The 19,619-nt window shown below is 55.8% G+C and carries 20 protein-coding genes; 6 read left to right on the forward strand and 14 right to left on the reverse strand.

Going from position 1 to position 19,619, the window contains the following annotated elements:
- Positions 1 to 47: 47 nt before the first annotated feature.
- Complete coding sequence (locus tag O146_RS0106445) at positions 48 to 308, forward strand: WhiB family transcriptional regulator (protein WP_021353668.1); 261 nt, start codon at positions 48 to 50, stop codon at positions 306 to 308.
- A 124-nt stretch (positions 309 to 432) separates the two neighbouring features.
- Positions 433 to 510 carry a 50S ribosomal protein bL37 gene (locus O146_RS13230; RefSeq protein ID WP_369707185.1) on the forward strand — a complete coding sequence of 26 codons (78 nt, stop codon included), beginning with the start codon at positions 433 to 435 and terminating at the stop codon, positions 508 to 510.
- 184 nt (positions 511 to 694) lie between these two features.
- On the opposite strand, the gene O146_RS11330 is transcribed toward O146_RS13230, so the two are convergent.
- Both O146_RS11330 and O146_RS11335 read right to left on the reverse strand, forming a co-directional pair.
- Complete coding sequence (locus O146_RS11330; RefSeq protein ID WP_021353667.1) at positions 695 to 988, reverse strand: hypothetical protein; 294 nt, start codon at positions 986 to 988, stop codon at positions 695 to 697.
- Between the two features lie 140 nt (positions 989 to 1,128).
- On the reverse strand, positions 1,129 to 1,866 hold the full coding sequence (locus tag O146_RS11335) for a sigma-70 family RNA polymerase sigma factor (RefSeq protein ID WP_021353665.1): 738 nt from the start codon (positions 1,864 to 1,866) through the stop codon (positions 1,129 to 1,131).
- Positions 1,867 to 1,957: 91 nt separating this feature from the next.
- Here O146_RS11335 and aroA point away from each other — a divergent pair, with 91 nt between their 5' ends.
- Together aroA and rsgA are read left to right on the forward strand one after the other, a co-directional pair.
- Positions 1,958 to 3,217, forward strand: coding sequence for a 3-phosphoshikimate 1-carboxyvinyltransferase (gene aroA / locus O146_RS0106465; protein WP_027017986.1), 1,260 nt, complete (start codon positions 1,958 to 1,960; stop codon positions 3,215 to 3,217).
- Positions 3,218 to 4,252, forward strand: a complete 1,035-nt coding sequence (gene rsgA, locus O146_RS0106470) for a ribosome small subunit-dependent GTPase A (protein WP_027017987.1) — start codon at positions 3,218 to 3,220, stop codon at positions 4,250 to 4,252.
- On the opposite strand, the gene O146_RS0106475 is transcribed toward rsgA, so the two are convergent.
- Together O146_RS0106475 and O146_RS0106480 are read right to left on the reverse strand one after the other, a co-directional pair.
- Positions 4,249 to 4,755, reverse strand: a complete 507-nt coding sequence (locus tag O146_RS0106475; protein WP_021353662.1) for a DUF6912 family protein — start codon at positions 4,753 to 4,755, stop codon at positions 4,249 to 4,251. The genes rsgA and O146_RS0106475 overlap by 4 nt on opposite strands.
- A gap of 1 nt (position 4,756) precedes the next feature.
- A complete protein-coding gene (locus O146_RS0106480; protein WP_023018248.1) occupies positions 4,757 to 5,167 on the reverse strand; it encodes an HAD family hydrolase in 411 nt (136 codons plus the stop codon).
- Positions 5,168 to 5,317: 150 nt separating this feature from the next.
- Here O146_RS0106480 and O146_RS0106485 point away from each other — a divergent pair, with 150 nt between their 5' ends.
- A complete protein-coding gene (locus O146_RS0106485; RefSeq protein WP_027017988.1) occupies positions 5,318 to 5,743 on the forward strand; it encodes a hypothetical protein in 426 nt (141 codons plus the stop codon).
- Here O146_RS0106485 and secA read toward each other — a convergent pair.
- From secA to O146_RS0106525, 8 genes are all read right to left on the reverse strand, one after another.
- The gene (secA, locus tag O146_RS11340) at positions 5,740 to 8,334 is read right to left on the reverse strand and encodes a preprotein translocase subunit SecA (protein WP_023018250.1); all 2,595 of its coding nucleotides are present in this window, start codon (positions 8,332 to 8,334) and stop codon (positions 5,740 to 5,742) included. The genes O146_RS0106485 and secA overlap by 4 nt on opposite strands.
- A gap of 172 nt (positions 8,335 to 8,506) precedes the next feature.
- Positions 8,507 to 9,184 carry a ribosome hibernation-promoting factor, HPF/YfiA family gene (gene hpf / locus O146_RS0106495; protein ID WP_021353658.1) on the reverse strand — a complete coding sequence of 226 codons (678 nt, stop codon included), beginning with the start codon at positions 9,182 to 9,184 and terminating at the stop codon, positions 8,507 to 8,509.
- A gap of 136 nt (positions 9,185 to 9,320) precedes the next feature.
- The gene (locus tag O146_RS0106500) at positions 9,321 to 9,968 is read right to left on the reverse strand and encodes a ComF family protein (protein ID WP_051619308.1); all 648 of its coding nucleotides are present in this window, start codon (positions 9,966 to 9,968) and stop codon (positions 9,321 to 9,323) included.
- Positions 9,969 to 9,992: 24 nt separating this feature from the next.
- Positions 9,993 to 11,831 carry an MtrAB system accessory lipoprotein LpqB gene (lpqB, locus tag O146_RS0106505; RefSeq protein ID WP_021353656.1) on the reverse strand — a complete coding sequence of 613 codons (1,839 nt, stop codon included), beginning with the start codon at positions 11,829 to 11,831 and terminating at the stop codon, positions 9,993 to 9,995.
- Positions 11,821 to 13,440: an MtrAB system histidine kinase MtrB gene (gene mtrB / locus O146_RS11345; protein ID WP_024272876.1), complete on the reverse strand. Its 1,620-nt coding sequence runs from the start codon at positions 13,438 to 13,440 to the stop codon at positions 11,821 to 11,823. Before mtrB ends, lpqB begins: the two co-directional genes overlap by 11 nt.
- Before the next feature lie 108 nt (positions 13,441 to 13,548).
- Complete coding sequence (gene mtrA, locus O146_RS0106515; RefSeq protein WP_021353654.1) at positions 13,549 to 14,253, reverse strand: MtrAB system response regulator MtrA; 705 nt, start codon at positions 14,251 to 14,253, stop codon at positions 13,549 to 13,551.
- A 29-nt stretch (positions 14,254 to 14,282) separates the two neighbouring features.
- Entirely contained in the window at positions 14,283 to 14,924 is a 642-nt protein-coding gene (locus O146_RS0106520) for a dTMP kinase (protein ID WP_021353653.1), read from the reverse strand.
- Positions 14,924 to 15,328, reverse strand: a complete 405-nt coding sequence (locus O146_RS0106525; protein WP_021353652.1) for a DUF4259 domain-containing protein — start codon at positions 15,326 to 15,328, stop codon at positions 14,924 to 14,926. Before O146_RS0106525 ends, O146_RS0106520 begins: the two co-directional genes overlap by 1 nt.
- A 340-nt stretch (positions 15,329 to 15,668) precedes the next feature.
- Here O146_RS0106525 and O146_RS0106530 point away from each other — a divergent pair, with 340 nt between their 5' ends.
- Positions 15,669 to 16,685 carry a hypothetical protein gene (locus O146_RS0106530; protein ID WP_027017992.1) on the forward strand — a complete coding sequence of 339 codons (1,017 nt, stop codon included), beginning with the start codon at positions 15,669 to 15,671 and terminating at the stop codon, positions 16,683 to 16,685.
- An 81-nt stretch (positions 16,686 to 16,766) separates the two neighbouring features.
- Here the strand turns inward: O146_RS0106530 and manA are convergent, their stop codons facing one another.
- Both manA and O146_RS0106540 read right to left on the reverse strand, forming a co-directional pair.
- Entirely contained in the window at positions 16,767 to 18,032 is a 1,266-nt protein-coding gene (gene manA, locus O146_RS0106535) for a mannose-6-phosphate isomerase, class I (RefSeq protein ID WP_027017993.1), read from the reverse strand.
- A 108-nt stretch (positions 18,033 to 18,140) separates the two neighbouring features.
- Entirely contained in the window at positions 18,141 to 19,523 is a 1,383-nt protein-coding gene (locus O146_RS0106540) for a phosphomannomutase/phosphoglucomutase (protein WP_027017994.1), read from the reverse strand.
- Between the last annotated feature and the right edge of the window lie 96 nt (positions 19,524 to 19,619).

A 19,619-nucleotide genomic window follows, 5' to 3' on the forward strand; every position in this document is an offset into this window, starting at 1 on the left:
ACCTCTCCGATTTATTCCCTGACCTCGACCACTAAGGAGCACACAGCATGTCTGATTGGCGCCACGAAGCAATCTGCCGCAATGAAGATCCAGAACTCTTTTTTCCAGTCGGCAACTCGGGCCCAGCATTGACCCAAGTGGCAAAGGCGAAGCTGGTGTGCAACCGCTGCCCTGTAACTAACGACTGTCTGCAGTGGGCCCTGGAAACTGGCCAGGATGCTGGTGTCTGGGGCGGCATGTCGGAAGAAGAACGTCGCGCCCTCAAGCGCAAGCGCAACCGTGGCCGTCGCGCCCGCGTCAACGCCTAATATTTATCGCGCTTTCCCCTTTTCCGCAACAACCACAATTCATATGTGCGGTTGTCTATAGTGTGAACAGGGTTCGCTAGTATAGTTTCTGTTAACCGTTCCTATTGCTAAAGGAGTGATCACAATGAGCAAGCGTGGTCGTAAGCGTAAAGACCGCCGGAAAAAATCCGCTAACCGCGGTAAACGTCCAAATGGCGGATAGTATGTGAAAACATACAAAAAGGCAGCACCTGCACACTGTGGGAGCTGCCTTTTTCCTTGCCCTACCTCGCCCTCCTCTTAGCTCGGCGCATCAGAGCCATCGCAGAGCTTCGCTGATCCAGACGCCAACGGTCCAGGCCCTGACAATCCAAGCACTAACAAACCCTGAACATTATCGGTTTCAATCACCCTGCTCGGCCGTCGCCGATGGTGCGCTGACTCATACGTACCGTCGTGGTCCGCTCGGTTCGAATAGACACGATGATGCGCTCTCGTAGACTCCGCGGCGCTGCGGTTTCTGCGTTTTCCTCCACCGCGTTGCAACAGCGGTTGAGCATCGCACGAAAACGCTCTTCCTGTTCTAAACGCTGATAGCACAGCTCACATGTGGCGAGTTCAGCCCGTACGTCCTGCAGTTCCGTCAAGTTGAGCGCACCGTTTTCTGCACCGTCGATGAGCAACCCCACTAAATAGTTCACTCGTTCTGGGCTGCACCCACACGGGGCATAACTTTCTGCCTGCCGAGCTGTTTGTCGATTAGCTGCTGTCCACTGAGCATTCTCATCACTAGCTGCTGCATCGTTAGCCCCTACACTGTTGTGCGTGTTCCACTGTTGCATCAGCGCTCACCTTCTTTGCTGTTCGCTGCATTTTTCGCTGCGTCTGCCGTTTGTGGCCCAGAGGCCTTGGACACCGCCGGTTTGTCTCCTGCAGAGTTTTCCACCGCCTCTTGTGCGGCTGCGATTCCGTGTTCGGCCGCCACTTCCTTTAACGTCTCGCGTAGCTTTTTTCTTCCCCGATTCAGCCGGCTCATCACCGTCCCAAGCGGAATCTCCAGCACTTCCGCTATTTCTTTGTACGCCAGCCCGACGACATCAGAGTAATAGACCACGCGTCGGTAGTCCTCAGAAAGATCGTTCAATGCCGCAGCAATCGTGGTGTCCGGCATCATCGCCAGCGCTTCCACTTCTGCAGATACCAAACCGGTGGGATCATGCCCAGAGCTGGTATACAACTGCCCGTCGGTCAGCTCGTCGGCACTGGTATGCACCGGTTGACGCTGTTTTTTCCGATACCCATTGATATAGGTATTGGTCATGATCCGGTACAGCCAAGCTTTCAGGTTTGTGCCCGGGGTGAACTTGGCGAAATTCTGGAATCCTTTCAGGTAAGTTTCCTGCACCAGATCTTCGGCATCCTGTGGGTTCCGAGTCATTTTCAGTGCCCCACCGTAGAGCTGATCCAATAATGGCAACGCTAGTTCTTCAAAGTCGCCGCTTGGTTGCGCCGTAGCGGCTGCGGGCTGTTCGGCACGGTCCGTTTTTAGCGCCGGTGCGTCGCTGAGCTCAGTTCTCATCCACGTGTCCTTTCCTGCACTACCCACCTGGCGCTGCGCACTCCTGTCCAGCGCCACCGATGACGGTCCAGTCTCTATTATCATGGCGTCCATGAGCAATTTCTGGGCTGCCCCGTACGCCGCCTCTCCGGTTTCACACGTACAAACGATCCCGGGGTCCAAATCCCTGAGCAATCGCGCCTTGGTACTAGCCAGTCTAGCCGATCGCCCATCGACAATTCTGCGGCCTTTGCACTCACGCGACACGCAGCTCATGGCACAAGCACTCCGCGCGATGGGGGTCAACGTCACCGAATTAAAAGATCGCATCACCGTCGAGCCAGCACCGCTGCAGCCCGCCACCATCGATTGTGGCCTAGCCGGTACTGTTATGCGTTTTTTGCCGCCGCTAGCGGCACTGGCAGCTGGACCAGTGGAGGTCGATGGCGACGCGCAAGCCCGGGCGCGCCCCATTGGTCCGCTGCTCGACGGACTGCGGGCACTTGGTGTCGCCGTCAGCGGCGAACATCTCCCGTTTCGGATCCTAGGCTCGGGAACGCCAGCTGGCGGCGTCGTCGAGATTGACGCATCCGGGTCCTCGCAGTTTGTTTCCGGGTTGTTGCTCTCTGCGGCCCGCTACACCGAGGGCATTACCGTGCGCCATATTGGCAATTCCTTGCCGTCGATGCCGCACATCACCATGACCGTCGAAATGCTGTGCGATGCCGGGGTGTGCGTTGATGTCGCCGATAATGAGTGGCGTGTACATCCAGGTCCCATCCGGGGCGGAACCTGGGATATCGAACCGGATCTTTCCAATGCCACGCCGTTCTTGGCTGCAGCAGCAGTAACCGGCGGCACCGTCACCATCCCCCAATGGCCCGAAAGGACGACGCAACCGGGCGATGAAATCCGCCCGATCTTGCAAGAAATGGGTTGCGAAGTGCAACTGCACAGCTCTGGGGATTTGCGTGTCACCGGCCCTACCGATGGAAAACTGCTCGGTATCAACCGGGATATGGGGGATATCGGTGAGCTCACTCCCACCGTGGCAGCGTTAGCGGCCCTGGCGACGACTCCGTCGACTTTGTCCGGAATCGCTCATCTACGCGGGCACGAAACTGATCGTTTGGCCGCATTGGCTACCGAAATTAATCGCATCGGTGGCAACTGCGAAGAACATGCCGACGGTTTACACATCGAGCCTTCGGCTTTGCACGGAGGTCAGTGGCATTCTTACCACGATCATCGAATGGCTACTGCCGGCGCAATCATTGGCCTGCGCGTCCCCGGCATCGAGGTGGAAAATATTGCCACGACCGCGAAGACGCTTCCGGGTTTTTCCACAATGTGGGAAGCGATGGTGTCCTAGATGACTCGGCGTGATTGGGACGAATCAGACGTGAAAACTCGCCCGGGCAAAGGGTCAAAACCCCGGACGAAAAAACGGCCGAAGCACAAGGATGCAGTCTTCGGAATGGTGATCGGTAAAGACCGTGGCCGTTGGACCGTAGCATTGGACGACGGCACCGATGTCGTATGCATGCGTGCACGCGAGTTGGGTCGCACCCCTGTTGAGGTCGGCGACCGTGTCGGCGTAGTCGGCGATACGTCGGGGAAAAAAGATACTCTCGCGCGTATCGTGAAACTCTCAGACCGTAGTTCTGTGCTGCGCCGCACCGCAGATGACACAGACCCCTATGAGCGCATTGTTGTCGCTAATGCGGACCAGATGCTGATTGTCACTGCTGTGGCAGATCCCCCACCACGCACTGGGTTTGTCGAACGAGCCTTGATCGCGGCTTTCGCGGGCAATATCAGGCCAATTTTGTGTCTAACCAAAACGGATCTTGCTGACCCCACCGATTTTGCCGCCCAGTTTGCTGGCTTAGATATCGCCGTTGTGTGCGCCGGCACCTCCGACAGACTCGACGAAGTTTCCCGTTTAGTAGCTGGCCATCGCACGGCACTGATTGGACACTCAGGCGTCGGCAAATCCACCTTGGTCAACCGCTTGGTGCCGAATGCTGACCGCGCCACCGGTGCGGTTTCTGCAATCGGTCGTGGTCGACACACCTCAACACAATCGGTCGCATTGCGGCTGCCAGAAACGCTTACCGACGTCGAAGGCTCCCCTGGCGGTTGGCTGATTGATACACCAGGAATCCGCTCATTCGGTTTAGCGCATGTCGACGCCGAGACGGTGTTGCAAGTCTTCGATGATCTCAATGAAATCACCGAAGATTGCCCCAGGGGTTGTTCGCATATCGGCCCTCCCGCGGACCCGGAATGCGCGCTCGACGAGCTCGACGCGCAGGATCCAGATCTCACAGCAACTCGCAATCGCCGTGGCGCGGTACGCAGACTGCTTACCGCGCTGCGCAGTAACGTCGACTGGGAAAACTAATTACTCAACTGCACCAAAGCGTTGAGTTCGTGGGCGTCGTAATACGCCATCAAGTTATCTTGGGCATCGCCTACTGCCAGCTCTGCATCTTCGTCGCCCAAATCAGCCGCATCAATCAGCTCAATAGCTTTGGCGGTAGCCTCTTCGGCATCCGCAACATCCATATGGATGGCTGCGAAATCCCGAATCTCGATAGTTGCGGGATCCAGTTTGACGACTGGTTCCCCCATCTCGGGGTCCGGTGTACACGACGAGTCTGGGACATCTGCAGAAATCACCACCCGGCGATGCGGGAGTTCGGAGTCGCCGGTAGTCAGCAAGCGTAGGGAAGCTTCCGCGGCGGAATCAAAAGCGATCATCGCAATCTCTTCTTCTTCACCGGAGTCGAAAAAATCCCGCAATGCGTCCGTTACGGCAAACGCCCAACCGCCTTGGGCCGGGAATTCGCCTTTCTCAGCGCACTGCTTAAGCAAGCTAAACGTTGCAGGCAGGTAGATGCGCATTCTAGAATTCTCCGTCGATATCGAAAATTGCCTGTACTTCTACACCTGAGCGGTCGAACTGGGTATACAGCACGCCCACCATGCCGTAGCCGACCGAGGCACGCACGTTATCGATGCCGTCATCGACCATCACGCAGTCATTCAGAGGTAGATCCATAGCAGCAGCAGCATGTTGGAATGCGCCCATTTCCGGTTTTTCCATGCCGATCTCACCGGACAATAGGACAGCATCAACGATGCCGCGGTATTCCCATTCACGAATAGCCTCTGCCTCTGGCCCTCCTGGGTGATTAGACAGAATTGCAGTGGCAACGCCGTTTGCACGGGCTGCGCCTAATAGGTTGCGCCAGCGGCGCTGATCTTCTTCGGAGCCATCCAAAACTCCAGAATAATCCAGGATTAATCCACGCATATATTCTTCCTTTTGCCCAGGTTATTTCGTTGTTTCGCCCTAGGATTCGGGCAGTGTTGGCATTTTTTGCCGATACTTCCACACAGGTCGTCGTCGACCAGGCACACTGGATACCATACCTGTTTCACATCTTTTTCGGGGAGGGAAAGCATGCTCGCTGCGATACCGGGCTATGCGCACCTGCGAGTGCATATTCCAGATGAGCCAGAGCACAATGGAGACAATGACGGTACCACTATCGACGTTTTGCACCAGTATGCACCGTTGTTGCAAATTGCCTTGGAAATTTTAAGCGGGGTACGCCCGCCGCATCAAATACGTAGCATGCGTTTCGGTGCGGCGGTGCGCATCCATATCGGCGCGCAGCAGCGCAGGGCACGGGCTGAGCAAAAGAACAAACTTTCTGGCCCGGTGGCGGTTAAGTCCTTACACAGCAGACCATCGTCTACCCAACCCGATGGTTGGGAACTATTTGGTACTGCCTTAATTGGGGACACCACGACCCGCCGCCGTTACGGGTTTACCGCGGTGTGCGGCGACGATCAGTTGTTAAGCCTTCGGGTACTGGCTTCTTAACCACCCATGATGCTGTTGGTGGCGCCGCCACCGGCAGATTGAATCGGGGTGCCAGGATCATTATTTTGCTCGCTCTGTTGGGCGAAACGTTTACGCAGCATGAACAATTGGCGCACGGTTTCTTCCTTAATGCCTTCATTCATGGCGTTAAACATGTCGCCGCCTTCTTTCTGGTATTCCACCAGGGGATCGCGCTGAGCCATGGCTCGCAGGCCAATTCCCTCTTTGAGGTAGTCCATCTCATAGAGGTGTTCACGCCATTTCTGATCAATAATCGGCAAGATGATCATGCGCTCGGTGTTGCGCATTTGTTCATCACCACCGATTTCGGCGACTGCTTTTTCCAGCTCGTCATATTCCTTCTGCGCATCGGCGGTCACGGCTTCGCGAAGCTGTTCTGCGCTGAGTTCGCCCTTAGAGCCATATTCACTGCCGTCGACAAGTGCTTGCCAAGCAATCGTCGGCTCGTACAGGGTGTTCAAGGCATTCCACAGCTCGTCGAGATCCCAGTCTTCGACGTAGCCAACCGCCGTAGCGCCGGTAACATAAGCGCTGATGGTGTCGTCAATCATTTTGCGCACGTGAGCAGAGATGTCCTGTGAGGTCAGAATCTCGTGACGCGTTTGGTAAACCACCTTGCGCTGCTCGTTGAGCACCTCGTCGTACTTCAACACGTTTTTGCGCATTTCGAAGTTCTGGTTTTCTACCATCGCCTGCGCGCCCTTGATGGAGTTCGAGACCATCTTCGCCTCAATCGGAACGTCGTCTGGCACATTGAGGCGATTCATCATGTTTTCCATGGACTGGCCGACGAAGCGCACCATCAGCTCATCACGCATAGACAGGTAGAACCGAGTTTCACCTGGATCACCCTGGCGGCCGGAACGACCACGCAGCTGGTTATCAATACGGCGGGATTCGTGGCGCTCGGTACCCAGCACGTACAAGCCACCGGATTCACGGACCTCGTCGCCGCGGCGTTTACTCTTCGCCTTTTCGTCTTCGATTTCGTTGTCCCAGGCCTCCTGGTAGGCCTCTTCGTCGTCGAACGGATCCAGGCCGCGCTGACGCAGACGCATATCGAGAATGACCTCGGGGTTACCGCCCAGCACGATGTCGGTACCACGGCCAGCCATGTTCGTCGCGACGGTAACGTTGCCCGGCAGGCCCGCACGCGCGATGATATTGCCTTCTTCTTCGTGGTACTTCGCGTTCAAGACGTTATGCTCGATGCCCTTACGAGTGAGCAGCTGCGACAAATATTCAGAGCGCTCCACCGAGGTAGTACCCACCAGGACGGGTTGCCCGGCAGCAACGTGTTCGGCGATGTCTTCCACGACTGCGGAGAACTTTGCTTCCTGCGTTTTGTAGATGCGGTCGGAGTGATCCACACGCTGGTTTGGTTTATTCGTCGGGATCGGAACAACGTCCAGCTTATAAATCGAGTTCAGCTCGGCGGCTTCCGTTTCTGCAGTACCGGTCATGCCGGAAATCTTGTCGTATAAACGGAAGTAGTTCTGCAGTGTGACTGTGGCCAAGGTTTGGTTTTCGTTTTTGATCTCGACGTTTTCTTTTGCCTCGATCGCCTGGTGCATGCCTTCACTGAAACGGCGGCCAGCCAAGACACGGCCGGTGAAGCCGTCGACGATCATGACTTCACCCTCGCGGACGATGTAGTCCTTGTCGCGCACAAATAGCTCTTTGGCTTTCAGCGCGTTATTCAAAAACGACACCAGCTGCGCGTGCTCTGGAGCGTAGAGGTTGTCGATACCCAGCTGGTCTTCGACGTATTCGACGCCGTCTTCACTGATACCGATGGTGCGCTTGCGGTGATCGACTTCGTAGTGCTTGCCTTCGCGCATGCGTGGTGCCAACTGGGCGAACACGGAATAGAACTGGGAACTGCCATCAACGGGACCGGAAATGATCAGCGGGGTGCGGGCTTCGTCGATAAGAATCGAGTCCACCTCGTCGACGATGCAGAAATTGTGTCCGCGCTGCACGGCATCTTTCAACTGGCGCACCATGTTGTCGCGCAAGTAATCAAATCCAAGTTCGTTGTTGGTGCCGTAAGTGATATCGGCGGCGTAGGCTTCACGGCGTTCTTCGGGGCGCATCTGTGAAAGGATCACGCCAACTTCCAGGCCCAACCAGCGGTGTACACGGCCCATCATTTCGGCGTCACGTTTGGCCAGGTAGTCGTTGACCGTGACGACGTGGACGCCTTTGCCTTCCAGTGCGTTGAGGTAGGCCGGGAGTACGGAGGTGAGGGTTTTACCTTCACCGGTGCGCATTTCTGCGACGTTGCCGAAGTGCAGGGCGGCGCCGCCCATGATTTGCACTAGGAAGTGCTTCTGGTCCAATACGCGCCAAGAGGCTTCGCGGGCCACCGCGAATGCTTCCAGCATGATGTCGTTGAGGTCTTCGCCGTCGGCTAGCCGTTTGCGGAATTCGCCCGTTTTGTCCTTCAGTGCCTCGTCAGACAGTGCGGCGTACTCGTCTTCGAGGGCCATGACGTCTTGGGCGATTTTCTTCAGGCGTTTGACGGTCTTGCCTTCACCAGCCCGGAGAAGCTTAGAAAGTCCAAACACAGGTGTGCCATCCTTTAAAGTCACGAATAGGTTTTGCTCTGAGCTATTCTACGCGCGCAGCAACAAAAAATTGCCCTAGGCCGATGTTAATGAGCAACACACTTGGGAATCATCGGCCTGGGCGGGCAAGGTAGCTGGCGATGCGCCAGCCATTAATACGCTGTGGTAGCGATTAGCTCTCGTCGCCTTCGGTCAGAGAGATCAAACCGTAGTCAAAGGCGTGACGACGGTAAACTACCGACGGGCGGTTGTTTTCGGCGTTGATGAACAGGTAGAAATCGTGTCCTACCAGCTCCATTTCGGATAGAGCATCGTCGACGCTCATTGGAACAGCGGCGTGCTCCTTCTCGCGAACGACCTGGCCCGGCTCAATGTCCTCGACGGAATCAGCGTATGGGTCAATATCGTACTTCGACTGCTGAGCCTGTTCTTTAGCTTCAGCTTTCGCCGCTGCAACCATCTCAGCTGCTAGTTCACCGGTACCTTTTGGTGCGCGGTGACCGGACTTAGCGGCTTCGCGACGGACCTTCACCTTACGCAGGCTGCGGGACATCTTCTGAATAGCGGTTTCCAGAGCCGCGTAGAAGGAATCTTCCTTGGCCTCAGCACGCAGCAGGTGACCCTTGCCCGTGGCGGTGATCTGAATGCGGGAGCCTTGATCCTCACGACGAGGGTTCTGCTCTTGCTTCAGCTCCACATGGAAGAACGTCAGCGTGGGGTCCAGCTTTTCGATGCGGGAGAGTTTTCCGTTAACGCGCTCCGCGAAGTGCTCCGGCACCTCAACATTGCGGCCAGTGATGGTGACCTGGGCTTCTGGGGCTTGAGCGTCGTTGTTTACGTCGAAAGTCATAACTGTAATCTTTCCCTTTCATCTCGGTTGCTCTACTTTTATTGTATCAACCGCGAACTAGTTTGACCTGGGTTTGGACTGGGAATTAGCACTTAATTGGAAAAAGTTTTCAGAGCTTTCCTGGCTTCTCCTAGCTTTACGCAGCCGCCAAAACCACACACCCAGCAACGTCTGCACCAGCATAAGTAAGCGTGTCGACAGTCGCGGCCAGTGTTGCCCCGGTGGTTATCACGTCATCCACAACCACCACCTCGGCCCCGCGTGGCACAGAGCGCACCAGCTGAACATTGCCGCGGACGTTGTGCAACCTGTCGTCGCGGTTGAGCCCAGACTGATCCGGCATCGACGACGCGAGGCGCACTGCTTGTCGCGTCGGAAAGCCGCTAGCTGTGCATAACTGGGTGATTGGATCACCACCACGTAGTCTCGCGGAGTGAGTTCGTGTGGGCGCCGGGACGAGTGTTAATCGATGCGAGAATTCGCCGCGCGCCTGCAAGGTTTCTACCGCTGCCCGTAAAACCGCAGCAATATACGGACGGATTGCACGATTATTGCGTTCTTTCATTTCTAAGATGACTTCGCGGTGCGGGCCACCATAGCCACCACAAGCATAGACAGGCGCGAGCACATCAGCTTTCGGGGCGATACGACGAGGCGGCTGGGCCAGCAGCGTACGGCATTGCCGACACAGTAGCTGCCCAGGCACACCACAGCCAGCACACGCGCGTGGCAAGACCAATTCAATAAAACCGGCACGACCAGCACGACGACGAAATTTCGACATGATCCCCCCATTATTGTCAGCCGGCTAGTTCGCCACCACAGGAACCGAACGCTGCCCCTGCAAACCAGGTACTTCCCGCCAGAACGATGTCTCGCTGCCACTGGCTGGAAGCTGCAGCGTCGCATGCGCATCAGTGATATACAGCGTTGAACCAGAAGCCGCTACGGCCACCACCGGTGCGGTCACATTGCCCGAAGGCAACGACGACACCGCCGAGCCATCCTGTTCTACACGCCACACCGGCGTATCAGCCGCAGACGTCCCCACCAACAACGAGCCATCCGGCTGCCAATCCAAACTCAACGCGGTACCACCGATTTCGGTGGCCATCTCATGCACATTCACGATCTTGCGCTCACCAGAAGTCGTGTGCTGTACAACCCCGGTATACACATGGCCATCGATAATCATTGCCGCAACTGCACCACTATTAGACAAGCGCAATACGGAAATCTCGCCGTCTATATCATCCAAGGCTGAGGTATCCACGCTGCTGGTAGTCAGCTCGCCAGAGCTCGTAGCACGCACCACACGCACAACTTTTTTGTCCTGCGTAGACACCCACACCGCGCCGCCGGTCCGCTCCAATGTTGGGCGAGTAATGAACTCACTAGACAGCGCTTTTTCCAGCTTGCCGTCAAGCTCACCGATAAATAGCTGGGATTCGCCACGGCCTGCAGAGTGCGCCACCCCGGTGTTCTTTGCTCGCACCACGGCAACCGTTCCATCAACCCCGATATCGGCGGCACTGATATCCCGTAATTCGCCTGCTGCGTCGTCAAGCGGCACGCGCTGATCTGAAGCAACACGCACCAAAGAACCATTTGCTAAAGCATATAGCGAGCTCACTCCATCGGTCGATGATTTGGGATTCAACCCCGCAAAATCATCGGTCGACAAAGTTTCCAAACCATCAGCCACCGGAACATCATCAATCAAGACTGAATATGGCCCGGGAACCGAAGCTCCCGCCAACGTCCACACCAATTGTGCGGCAAATTGCATACGCTGCTCAGAGCTCAACGAGGACATGCCGGAGAAATTATAAGTGCCCTCATCAATCCCCAAAAAAGTGGCATCTTCCGGCAGATAATCTTTCGTCGCTGGGGCCAAACGTGAGCTAGCACCTTCTACTAGCATCGTTGCCAACGACGCGCCCAGCGATTCTTGCTGCGAATACAACCAGCGCCGATCAGAAACCAGCACGCTGGCAGTGGAATCAAAAAAGTACAGCGACTGCGGCTGATACTGGTTCCGCAGCTCATTACGCTCAATCACTACTCCGGATGGCAGTGAGGAAATCCGCCACTGATTGTCCACCAGCTCCATTTCCACGCTAGTCTCATACAAACCATCTTCGGGCAGATACTTTCCGCCATCACCTAATTTGCCAATGACAGTACCGCGCACGTCGAACTTCCGCTTCGTGGAATCCGCTGGCCCAGACGCAGTGTTGAATTCGATTCGGTCCACAATCAACATGTCGTCGTGGTGTGGCTGCCAGTTGCCCTCGGCATTCTCGGTGAGGTACCGCTTGGCGGCCCGGTAATCACCTTCTGGGCTAGCCGAGGCCCGATAAAATTCCCGTAATAATAAATCTGGTTCTTGCCCATCAGTCGGACCAACATTCATATCATCATCCGGGTTGGAAGACGCCTCAAACGGGCGCAACGCTTGCGGGCCGGTATCACGTGGCAATGAACTACATGCCGCCACAAACCCCAGGCTGCTTGCCACTATCAGCGCAAGGCTTCCACGTCGGAAAACCTGCACACCGCGCTTGCCGACGCCACCATGCTGGGTATCTGCGGAACTCCGTCCAAAGACGCCACATTGGTGGGTACGTCGCTGCTTATTCTGCATTACCATCACCACCAGTACCAGCGCCAGAATCAGCCTCAGCACCAGCGTCGTCTACGTCGTCAGTTAATTCCGGTTCGTCGGCGCCCAGCATCACCGCCAGCTCCAAAGGAGCAGGGTCGACTGGACCACGCGGAGTACGTGGCAAAACTAACCGAAACGTCGACCCCACACCCAGCTCACCGATGGCATCCAAAATACCGCCATGCAACTGGGCGTCCTCGCGAGCGATTGCTAAGCCCAAACCGGTGCCGCCAGAATGGCGCTTCCTGGAAACATCTGCTCGCCAAAAACGGTGAAAGACTAAATCCTCCTGGCCTTCTTTCAACCCCACTCCGCGGTCGGCGATGGTAATTGCGATAGCGTGATCATTTGCCGCAGCATTCACCAGCACCGGATTGCCCTCCGAATGGTCTATCGCATTCGCCAACAGATTCCGCAAAATCCGCTCGATACGCCGAGAATCACCAGCAATCGTCAATGGCTCATCCAGCCCGGTAAACCGCACACGAACATTCAACTTATCTGCTAAATGCTCCACCTGGTTCCAGGCTGATTCCAAGCTAGAACGCACATCAATCTGCGTTTCCGACAAATCCGCGACCCCGGCATCATGGCGTGAAATCTCCAACAAATCGCCCAAGAGATCTTCGAACTTGTCCAGTTCGCGAGTCATCAGTTCCGACGCGCGCCGGGTGTGCGGGGCCAGCGATTCAGAATCGGAAGCGATCATATCCGCGGCCATGCGCACCGTCGTCAAGGGTGTACGCAATTCATGGGAGACGTCGGAGGTGAATTGTCGCTGAAGATTGCCGTATTCTTCCAACTGATTAATCTGGCGCACCAATTTGTCCGCCATGTCATTAAACGACATCGCCAACCGCGCCATTTCATCCTCACCTTCGACCACCATTCGCTCACGCAGGTGACCTCCCGCTAGTCGCTGCGCAGTGCGTGAGGCGGAACGAATCGGCAAAATCACCTGTTGCGTAGCCAACCAGGCAATCCCCACCAGCAACACCAACACAACCACGCCGGCCGTGGATAGCAATCCGCGCAACAGGGCCATCGTGGATGCTTCCGATTCCATGGACAGCGCCAAATACACCTGTGCACCCGGGATATCAGATTCTGTCGGCGAACCAATCAGCAACGCATCATAGACGGTGCCATCGGCACGTTCGACGGGCGTGAACTGATAAGAAACTTGCCCTTCAGAGACGTACCTGCGCAATTCTGCAGGTACCCGAAAACCTTCCGGTGCCGTGGTCAAAGAGCCATCACCGTTATCGACGACGATGATCGTGTCGTAAATCGTGGCTAAATCGGTAGATTCGCTACTCGAATGCGAAATCGACGCGCGCGCAGAGGTAATGCGCACTTGCACGCTGTTTGCTGAACCAGTGGCGTTGATCTGTTGTTCCACAGCAAAGCGTGCACGATCAATCTCCTGGCTAGCGACGTCGAGCTTCTGATCCACCAATCGTTGCGTGATCACCGAGATCAACGCAAAAGCCAGCACCAGCATAACGACCAATGAGGAAACGAAGATAGATACAATTAGTCGCACCTGCAACGAGGTACGCCAAAACTCCACCAACCTGATGCGCAGGTGGCGGAACCGTTTCTTGGCTGCAAACAAAGATTTCTCGGAGTCAGCAGGCTTAACCGGCTTAACCGCCTCAGCGGGCTTTGCGGATTCGTTCACGCTCCTTCACGCCTAAGCGGTAGGCTTCTTGCCCGTTTTATAGCCCACGCCACGTACCGTCAATACAATCCGCGGATCCTCGGGGTCTTTTTCAATCTTCGCCCGCAAGCGCTGTACGTGTACATTCACCAACCGGGTATCCGAGGCATGCTTATAACCCCAGACCTTTTCCAGCAATGCTTCCCGGGTATGTACTTGGCCAGGCTTACGCGACATTTCCAGCAGCAAATCAAATTCGAGTGGAGTCAGCGAAATCTCTTCACCGTTTCGGGTCACCGTGTGTTCACTGACATCAATGTGTAGATCACCCACGACGATTGTCTCCGGAGAATCCGCTTTTGGCTCCCCAGGTTCTACCGCTGGGCGCAAGCGAGCACGGATACGCGCAATCAATTCTTTATGTTTAAACGGCTTAGTGATGTAGTCGTCAGCACCCGATTCTAAGCCCAACACGACATCAACGGTGTCGGTTTTTGCTGTCAGCATCACGATCGGCACAGACGACTCGGTACGGATCGTGCGACAAATATCTACCCCGTTCATGCCCGGCAACATCAGATCCAGCAGAATCAAATCCGGTTCGTGCTCACGAAACGCCGGCACAGCCTCGTTACCGTCAGTCACCGCGATAGGATGAAAGCCTTCAGATTCCAGCACGATAGTCAACATTTCGGAAATCGCGGGGTCATCGTCAACTACCAGAATGGTTGCTGCCATCGTCGTGTTCTTCCTCCGAGAGTGGTGTTTCAGGCCAGTTCGGCCCGGCGCGCTTCGATCGTTGCCATTATCTTATCGATGTCTTCGCTGACTAGCCATTGACTTGCCCAATTTGTCGCAGCAAGTTTGTGATATGCGGCATTTGTTTTGGTTTGTAGGCTGCTATCGCGCTCATAGTGATCACGTTCGCGGCTGGCATCCGCCTGCGCTCGGGAATGTGCGCGCGCAGCAGCGACGTCGACTGGAACATCCAACAGAATCTGTAAATCTGGTTTCGGCAAACCCAAGCGTCCGAATTCGAGTTGTGCGACCCAGTCCGTCACTGTTTCTTCGCCTGTACGCGCCCAGCTATAAGCCGCACTTGAGGCGACGTATCGATCGAGTATCAACACCGAATCGCGGTGGGTACCGTCGGCAAGGTAGCTCCGCAATTTCTCGCGGCTAGCCGCGCGATCCAGAGCGAAAAGGGTGGCCATGGCATAGACGGAATCACTGAGATCACCCATCCGCCCATATAAAGCCTCGCGAGCCAACTGCGCATGGATGGAGTTGTCGTAATCTGGGAACCCCCAGACATCCACGCTGATGCCGCTTTGTCGGAAACGACGGGTTAGCTCTGTGACTGCGGTGTTTTTCCCGGCACCATCGATGCCTTCGATCGCGATAAGCATTAAGACAGAGCTTCCAAAAATGGGTCGAGGTCGAAGTCGACATCCAGCTCGCCCAACAGTTCTGCGGCGGCTTCAGTGAGTTGTTCGTCGCTGCTCCCCACCAATTCGCGAACGAACGGATAAGCAGAGACTATTTCGCCGGCGAAAAATGGTGCACCGCTCCAGATTGCAGCGATCGTGGCAGCTGCATAGCCGTTACTAATTTCGACGTTGTTGGCGTTGTTGCCTGCAGCTAACAGGCAGGCATCGCGGACCGACTCGACTACATCTTCGTCGTCAAGATCTACGAGTTCATCAAGGAAATCCTGATTGTTTTCGTCAGAGAAGATTGCTTCGTCCCAGGATTCTGCATCCTCCCACGATGCGGGCTGTTCCCATGCTGCCGGTGTTGTTGAAGAGGCCACTGCTTACTCCATACCTTTGTGATGTTGTGTCGAACTGATTCAGCTGATCTAGTCTGGTTCAGCTGATCTAGTTTGGCATATTTACTCAACATTTCAGCAACGCAAGCACTGTCTGGGTCACCGGAGTACATCTGAGTTGCCGAAATGCACCTGCGTCGCGGGAGTACATATGAGTCGCCGGAATACATAAGGGGAGGGCGCATATAAAAGCCGACCCTGAACTATCGAGTATAAGCTGTCTCACAATATCGACTTTGCGACGCCAAGGCCTTACTACTTTGGAATGAAGCTGTTATGGTTTGTTATCAAGTTGCAATCAACGCGGAAGGTCATGTGTCCCATGAGCCAGGAAACCCGTAGGGCCATCGCTTTCATCGGTAGTGGCTGTCTTGCTGCGGGCATAATTGGTTTCGGAGTCTGGCAGTTTTCAGAACCGGCAAACTTTTCGACGGCATCACAAGTACAAGAAGCAGGACACACGCAAACTTCGACGACTACCATCACAGAATCTGCCAGCCCAGCCGATTCCACTACAAACTCCGCATCCCAAGACGACGGAAACGCCTCGCGTCAGACTCTCCCTGGCTCGGATTCGACCCTCGGCCAACGGCCTGTCGCACCACAGAACCTTGCCGAAGCCAACGAGCAGGTACTAGCACCACGGGGCACAAAGCCCTCCCGCCGAGCCCAGATTGACGCTGCCGACCCCTTTCTACCCCCTCACGCTGTTCTCCAAGAAAACCCAGACCCGGTCCAGCCGACAGTTGTTTACCGGCCCCGCGGGTTTGAGGCTCTGCAGCCGCAGCAACAACAGGGTACCCAGGGTGGCTCCGGCAGTCGCGAAAACCAAGAGCCACAAGAACCCCTCGTAATCGCAGAACCAAAGCCGGCACAGCAGCAAGCACCAAAGCCGAACTCTCCAGCAGATAACGTCGCCGGCGCAATCCCAAAATTGGCAGATCTTGATCCGCAGCCTCTGATCAACGAGACCCTAGATCGGGCAGGTCTAACGCCCAACAATAAGCAACAGCCCGGAAATCAGCAGCCCGCAGAAAGCACGGGCACTGATGCACGGGTTGCAACCGATCCACAGGCTGCACGCGTACAAAGAGCCCAAAACCAGCCAGCCCAACCAGATCCGGTGGCTCCCCCCGCTCCCGGCGCAGAAACGCAACGCCACCAGCAGGGTAACCATGCCAGCAACCACGCAAGCGATGGCCCCCATGATGCAGTCGGTTCTAATAGCGCGAGCGCAGCTGGAGAAAACCACCCACAACCGCAGGGGCTGCGCGATGCTATCAGTGAAGCTCTAAAGAACTCAGGCTCGTCCCTTAGCTCGTCTTGGTTGAGCAACTAACCTGGCCCACTACCTGAGCCACAGCCTGGGCTGCAGCCGCTAGCTGTAACCTAGCCACACTAAAAAATCCTCGCTACCGGATCAAACGCGGGCGATAAACAACTCGGCACCGGATTCAGCACCGGCGCGCGTTCCGTCGTGAACACTCTCATCAGCATCCACGAGGACAAAGCCATTGTCAGCCGCCCCCGCCGGTAGCCACACCGCTTCTGTCGGCCGCAGCATACGCCCGTTGCATTCCACCGCACCGCGGGTCACTAAAGCAATCGCCGGCCCCCCATAGTCACACCGTACCCTGGGGTGCTGGCTGGTTAACTGGACGCGTTCCAGCAAAAAATCTTCCGTATGCGAGGGATAATTGTACTGCCCCTCAGCAATGAGTTCCGGTTCCATGATCGGATCCCGCACACTGGAAAATTGCAACAATGACAACAGCTCCGGCACATCAACGTGCTTTTCTGTAAGCCCTCCACGCAACACATTGTCCGAACTAGCCATGATCTCCACACCCAAGCCAGACAGGTAAGCGTGTAATTGCCCCGCTTCCAAACGCAGTGCTTCCCCTGGTTGCATGGAAACATGATGCAATAACAGAGCGCTTAGCACCCCAATATCACCCGGGTAGCGACGCTGCAAGTCCACCACCGTGCGCAGGCTGTCAAGCATCCACTCGGAGTAGGATTGCCAGCTAGATTCGTCGGCAAGTACCTCGCAGGCTTTATCCACGATCGCGCTTATCAAGTGCTTACGTTCATCTTCGGCAAGCGTCACCCAACAGCGAAACAGCGTATGTAGCTGTGCTGCTTCGTTGTCCTCTTCCACGTTCTCCAACAGCTCGGCATATGGCTCCAGCTCAGGACAATTCAAAACAGAAAACAGTTTATGGGTGGAGCTCGCTTTCCGGAATCCCGCTAATCCACGAAACGGAGTCAACGCGACAATAAGCTCAGGCTTGTGGTTGGCATCCTTATAATTACGCCGCGGATCATCCAGGGCCAGGCCAGCAGCGTTTTCTCGCGCAAACCCCTCTTCGGCTTCTGCCAGACTAGGGTGTGCCTGCAGCGAAAGCGGCTCACCGGCCGCCAACAGCTTCAGCATGAAAGGCAATCGGGAACCCCATTGTTTTTGCACGCGCGCGCCCAAATGATACTCAGGATCTGCCGCGATTATCTCATCCAAGCCCTTAAGCGCACCGTCAGGCTGCGCCACGTAAGCAGGGCCGGTCGCATGCGCTCCAAACCAAAGTTCGGCCACTGGATCACCGGTGGCTGGTTGCCCAGCCAACTCTGGGATCAAGGTAGTCGAGCCCCAAGGGTAATGGCGAATAGCCGGTCGAAGTGGCTGCATAGATCGAAAATTTTCCTTCTACTGCGGGGTGGTAACTGAGGTCCTGCTACAGGCTAAAGCTGCGGTGAGAAAAGCTGTTGTAACGAAGCTGCTGTTCCGTAACCGTGGCTAGGACACCAACCCAGAGATTTCGTCGACAAGCGCGGAAACTTGCTCGGGTGTTTCCGCCTCTACGTTTAGACGCAGCAGGGGCTCTGTGTTCGACGCACGCAAATTGAACCAGGCAGCGCTACCTTCTAAATCCACAGTCATACCGTCCAATTCGTCGATCTCAGCGGCCCGGTCCGCGAAAGCCGCGCGGACTTTCTCCCGGGCAGCTGCTTGGTCAGTAACCGTGAAATTGATCTCCCCGGAAGCCGAATAGTGCTGATACGACTCCATCAGCTCCGAAAGCGTACCCTCATAGGTGGCCAACGCCGCAAGCATGTGCAACGCAGCCAGCATGCCGGAATCAGCATTGAAAAACTCACTGAAATAATAATGGGCAGAGTGCTCGCCGCCGAAAACAGCATTGTGCTCCGCCATTTCCGCTTTGATAAATGAGTGCCCCACCTTTGTGCGCACCGCGGTTCCGCCAGCTTTCTCTACCAGCTCCGGGACCATCTTCGAGGTAATCAAATTATGGATGATCGTCGCCCCTGGGTAGCGCTGTAGCATACGTTCAGCAATCAGGGCACAAATAGCTGAAGGTGAGACCGGCTGCCCCTTTTCATCAACCAAAAATACCCGGTCGGCATCGCCGTCAAAGGCCAGCCCTAAGTCCGCGCCCTGTTCAATGGTGAAACGCTGCAAATCTACGAGGTTTTTCGGGTCCAGCGGGTTGGCCTCGTGGTTCGGGAACGTGCCATCGAGCTCGAAATACAAAGGGCAGATATCAATCGGCAGATCAGCAAACACCGCAGGCACCGTGTGGCCTGCCATACCGTTTGCTGCATCAACGGCCACCACCAACGGACGGGTGCTAGAAAGCGGCACGAGTTCGTTGAGATAACGCGCGTAATCATCCAGAATCTCGTGCTTGCTAATGGTTCCCCGTTGTTGCGCCGGGGCACCGTTGGTGCCGTCGTCGGTGTGGTTCGCCAAATAATCAGTAATGATTCCGAGCCCGGTATCTTGCCCTACTGGTTTGGCTCCAGCCCGACACAATTTGATGCCGTTGTAGGAAGCTGGGTTATGCGAAGCAGTAAACATCGCTCCAGCACACTCCATTTTTCCAGCCGCGAAATACAATTCATCGGTAGAAACCAGCCCCAAAGCCGTAACATCCAAGCCGGATTCTGCTACTCCTTCAGCAAAAGCCTCTGCCAATTCTGGGGAGGACGGGCGCATGTCGTGGCCAACCGCGACACGAGTCTCGTTGCCGTGGTTTTTCAGGAAATCTGCAAACGCGCGTCCAACGTTACGAACGAAATCCGCGGTAATCTCGGATTCCACCAAGCCGCGAATATCGTAGGCCTTAATGACAGAGTTGAGGAATTGTGCAGAATACATATAGGCCATTCTAACGGTCTCGCCGAGAAGCGTGCCGATGACTAGCCAGAATTAAGCCCGCGGTTCCTCCGAGGAATCGTCGGGCCACAACGCTGC

Source organism: Corynebacterium pseudodiphtheriticum DSM 44287, assembly GCF_000688415.1.
GTDB lineage: Bacteria > Actinomycetota > Actinomycetes > Mycobacteriales > Mycobacteriaceae > Corynebacterium > Corynebacterium pseudodiphtheriticum.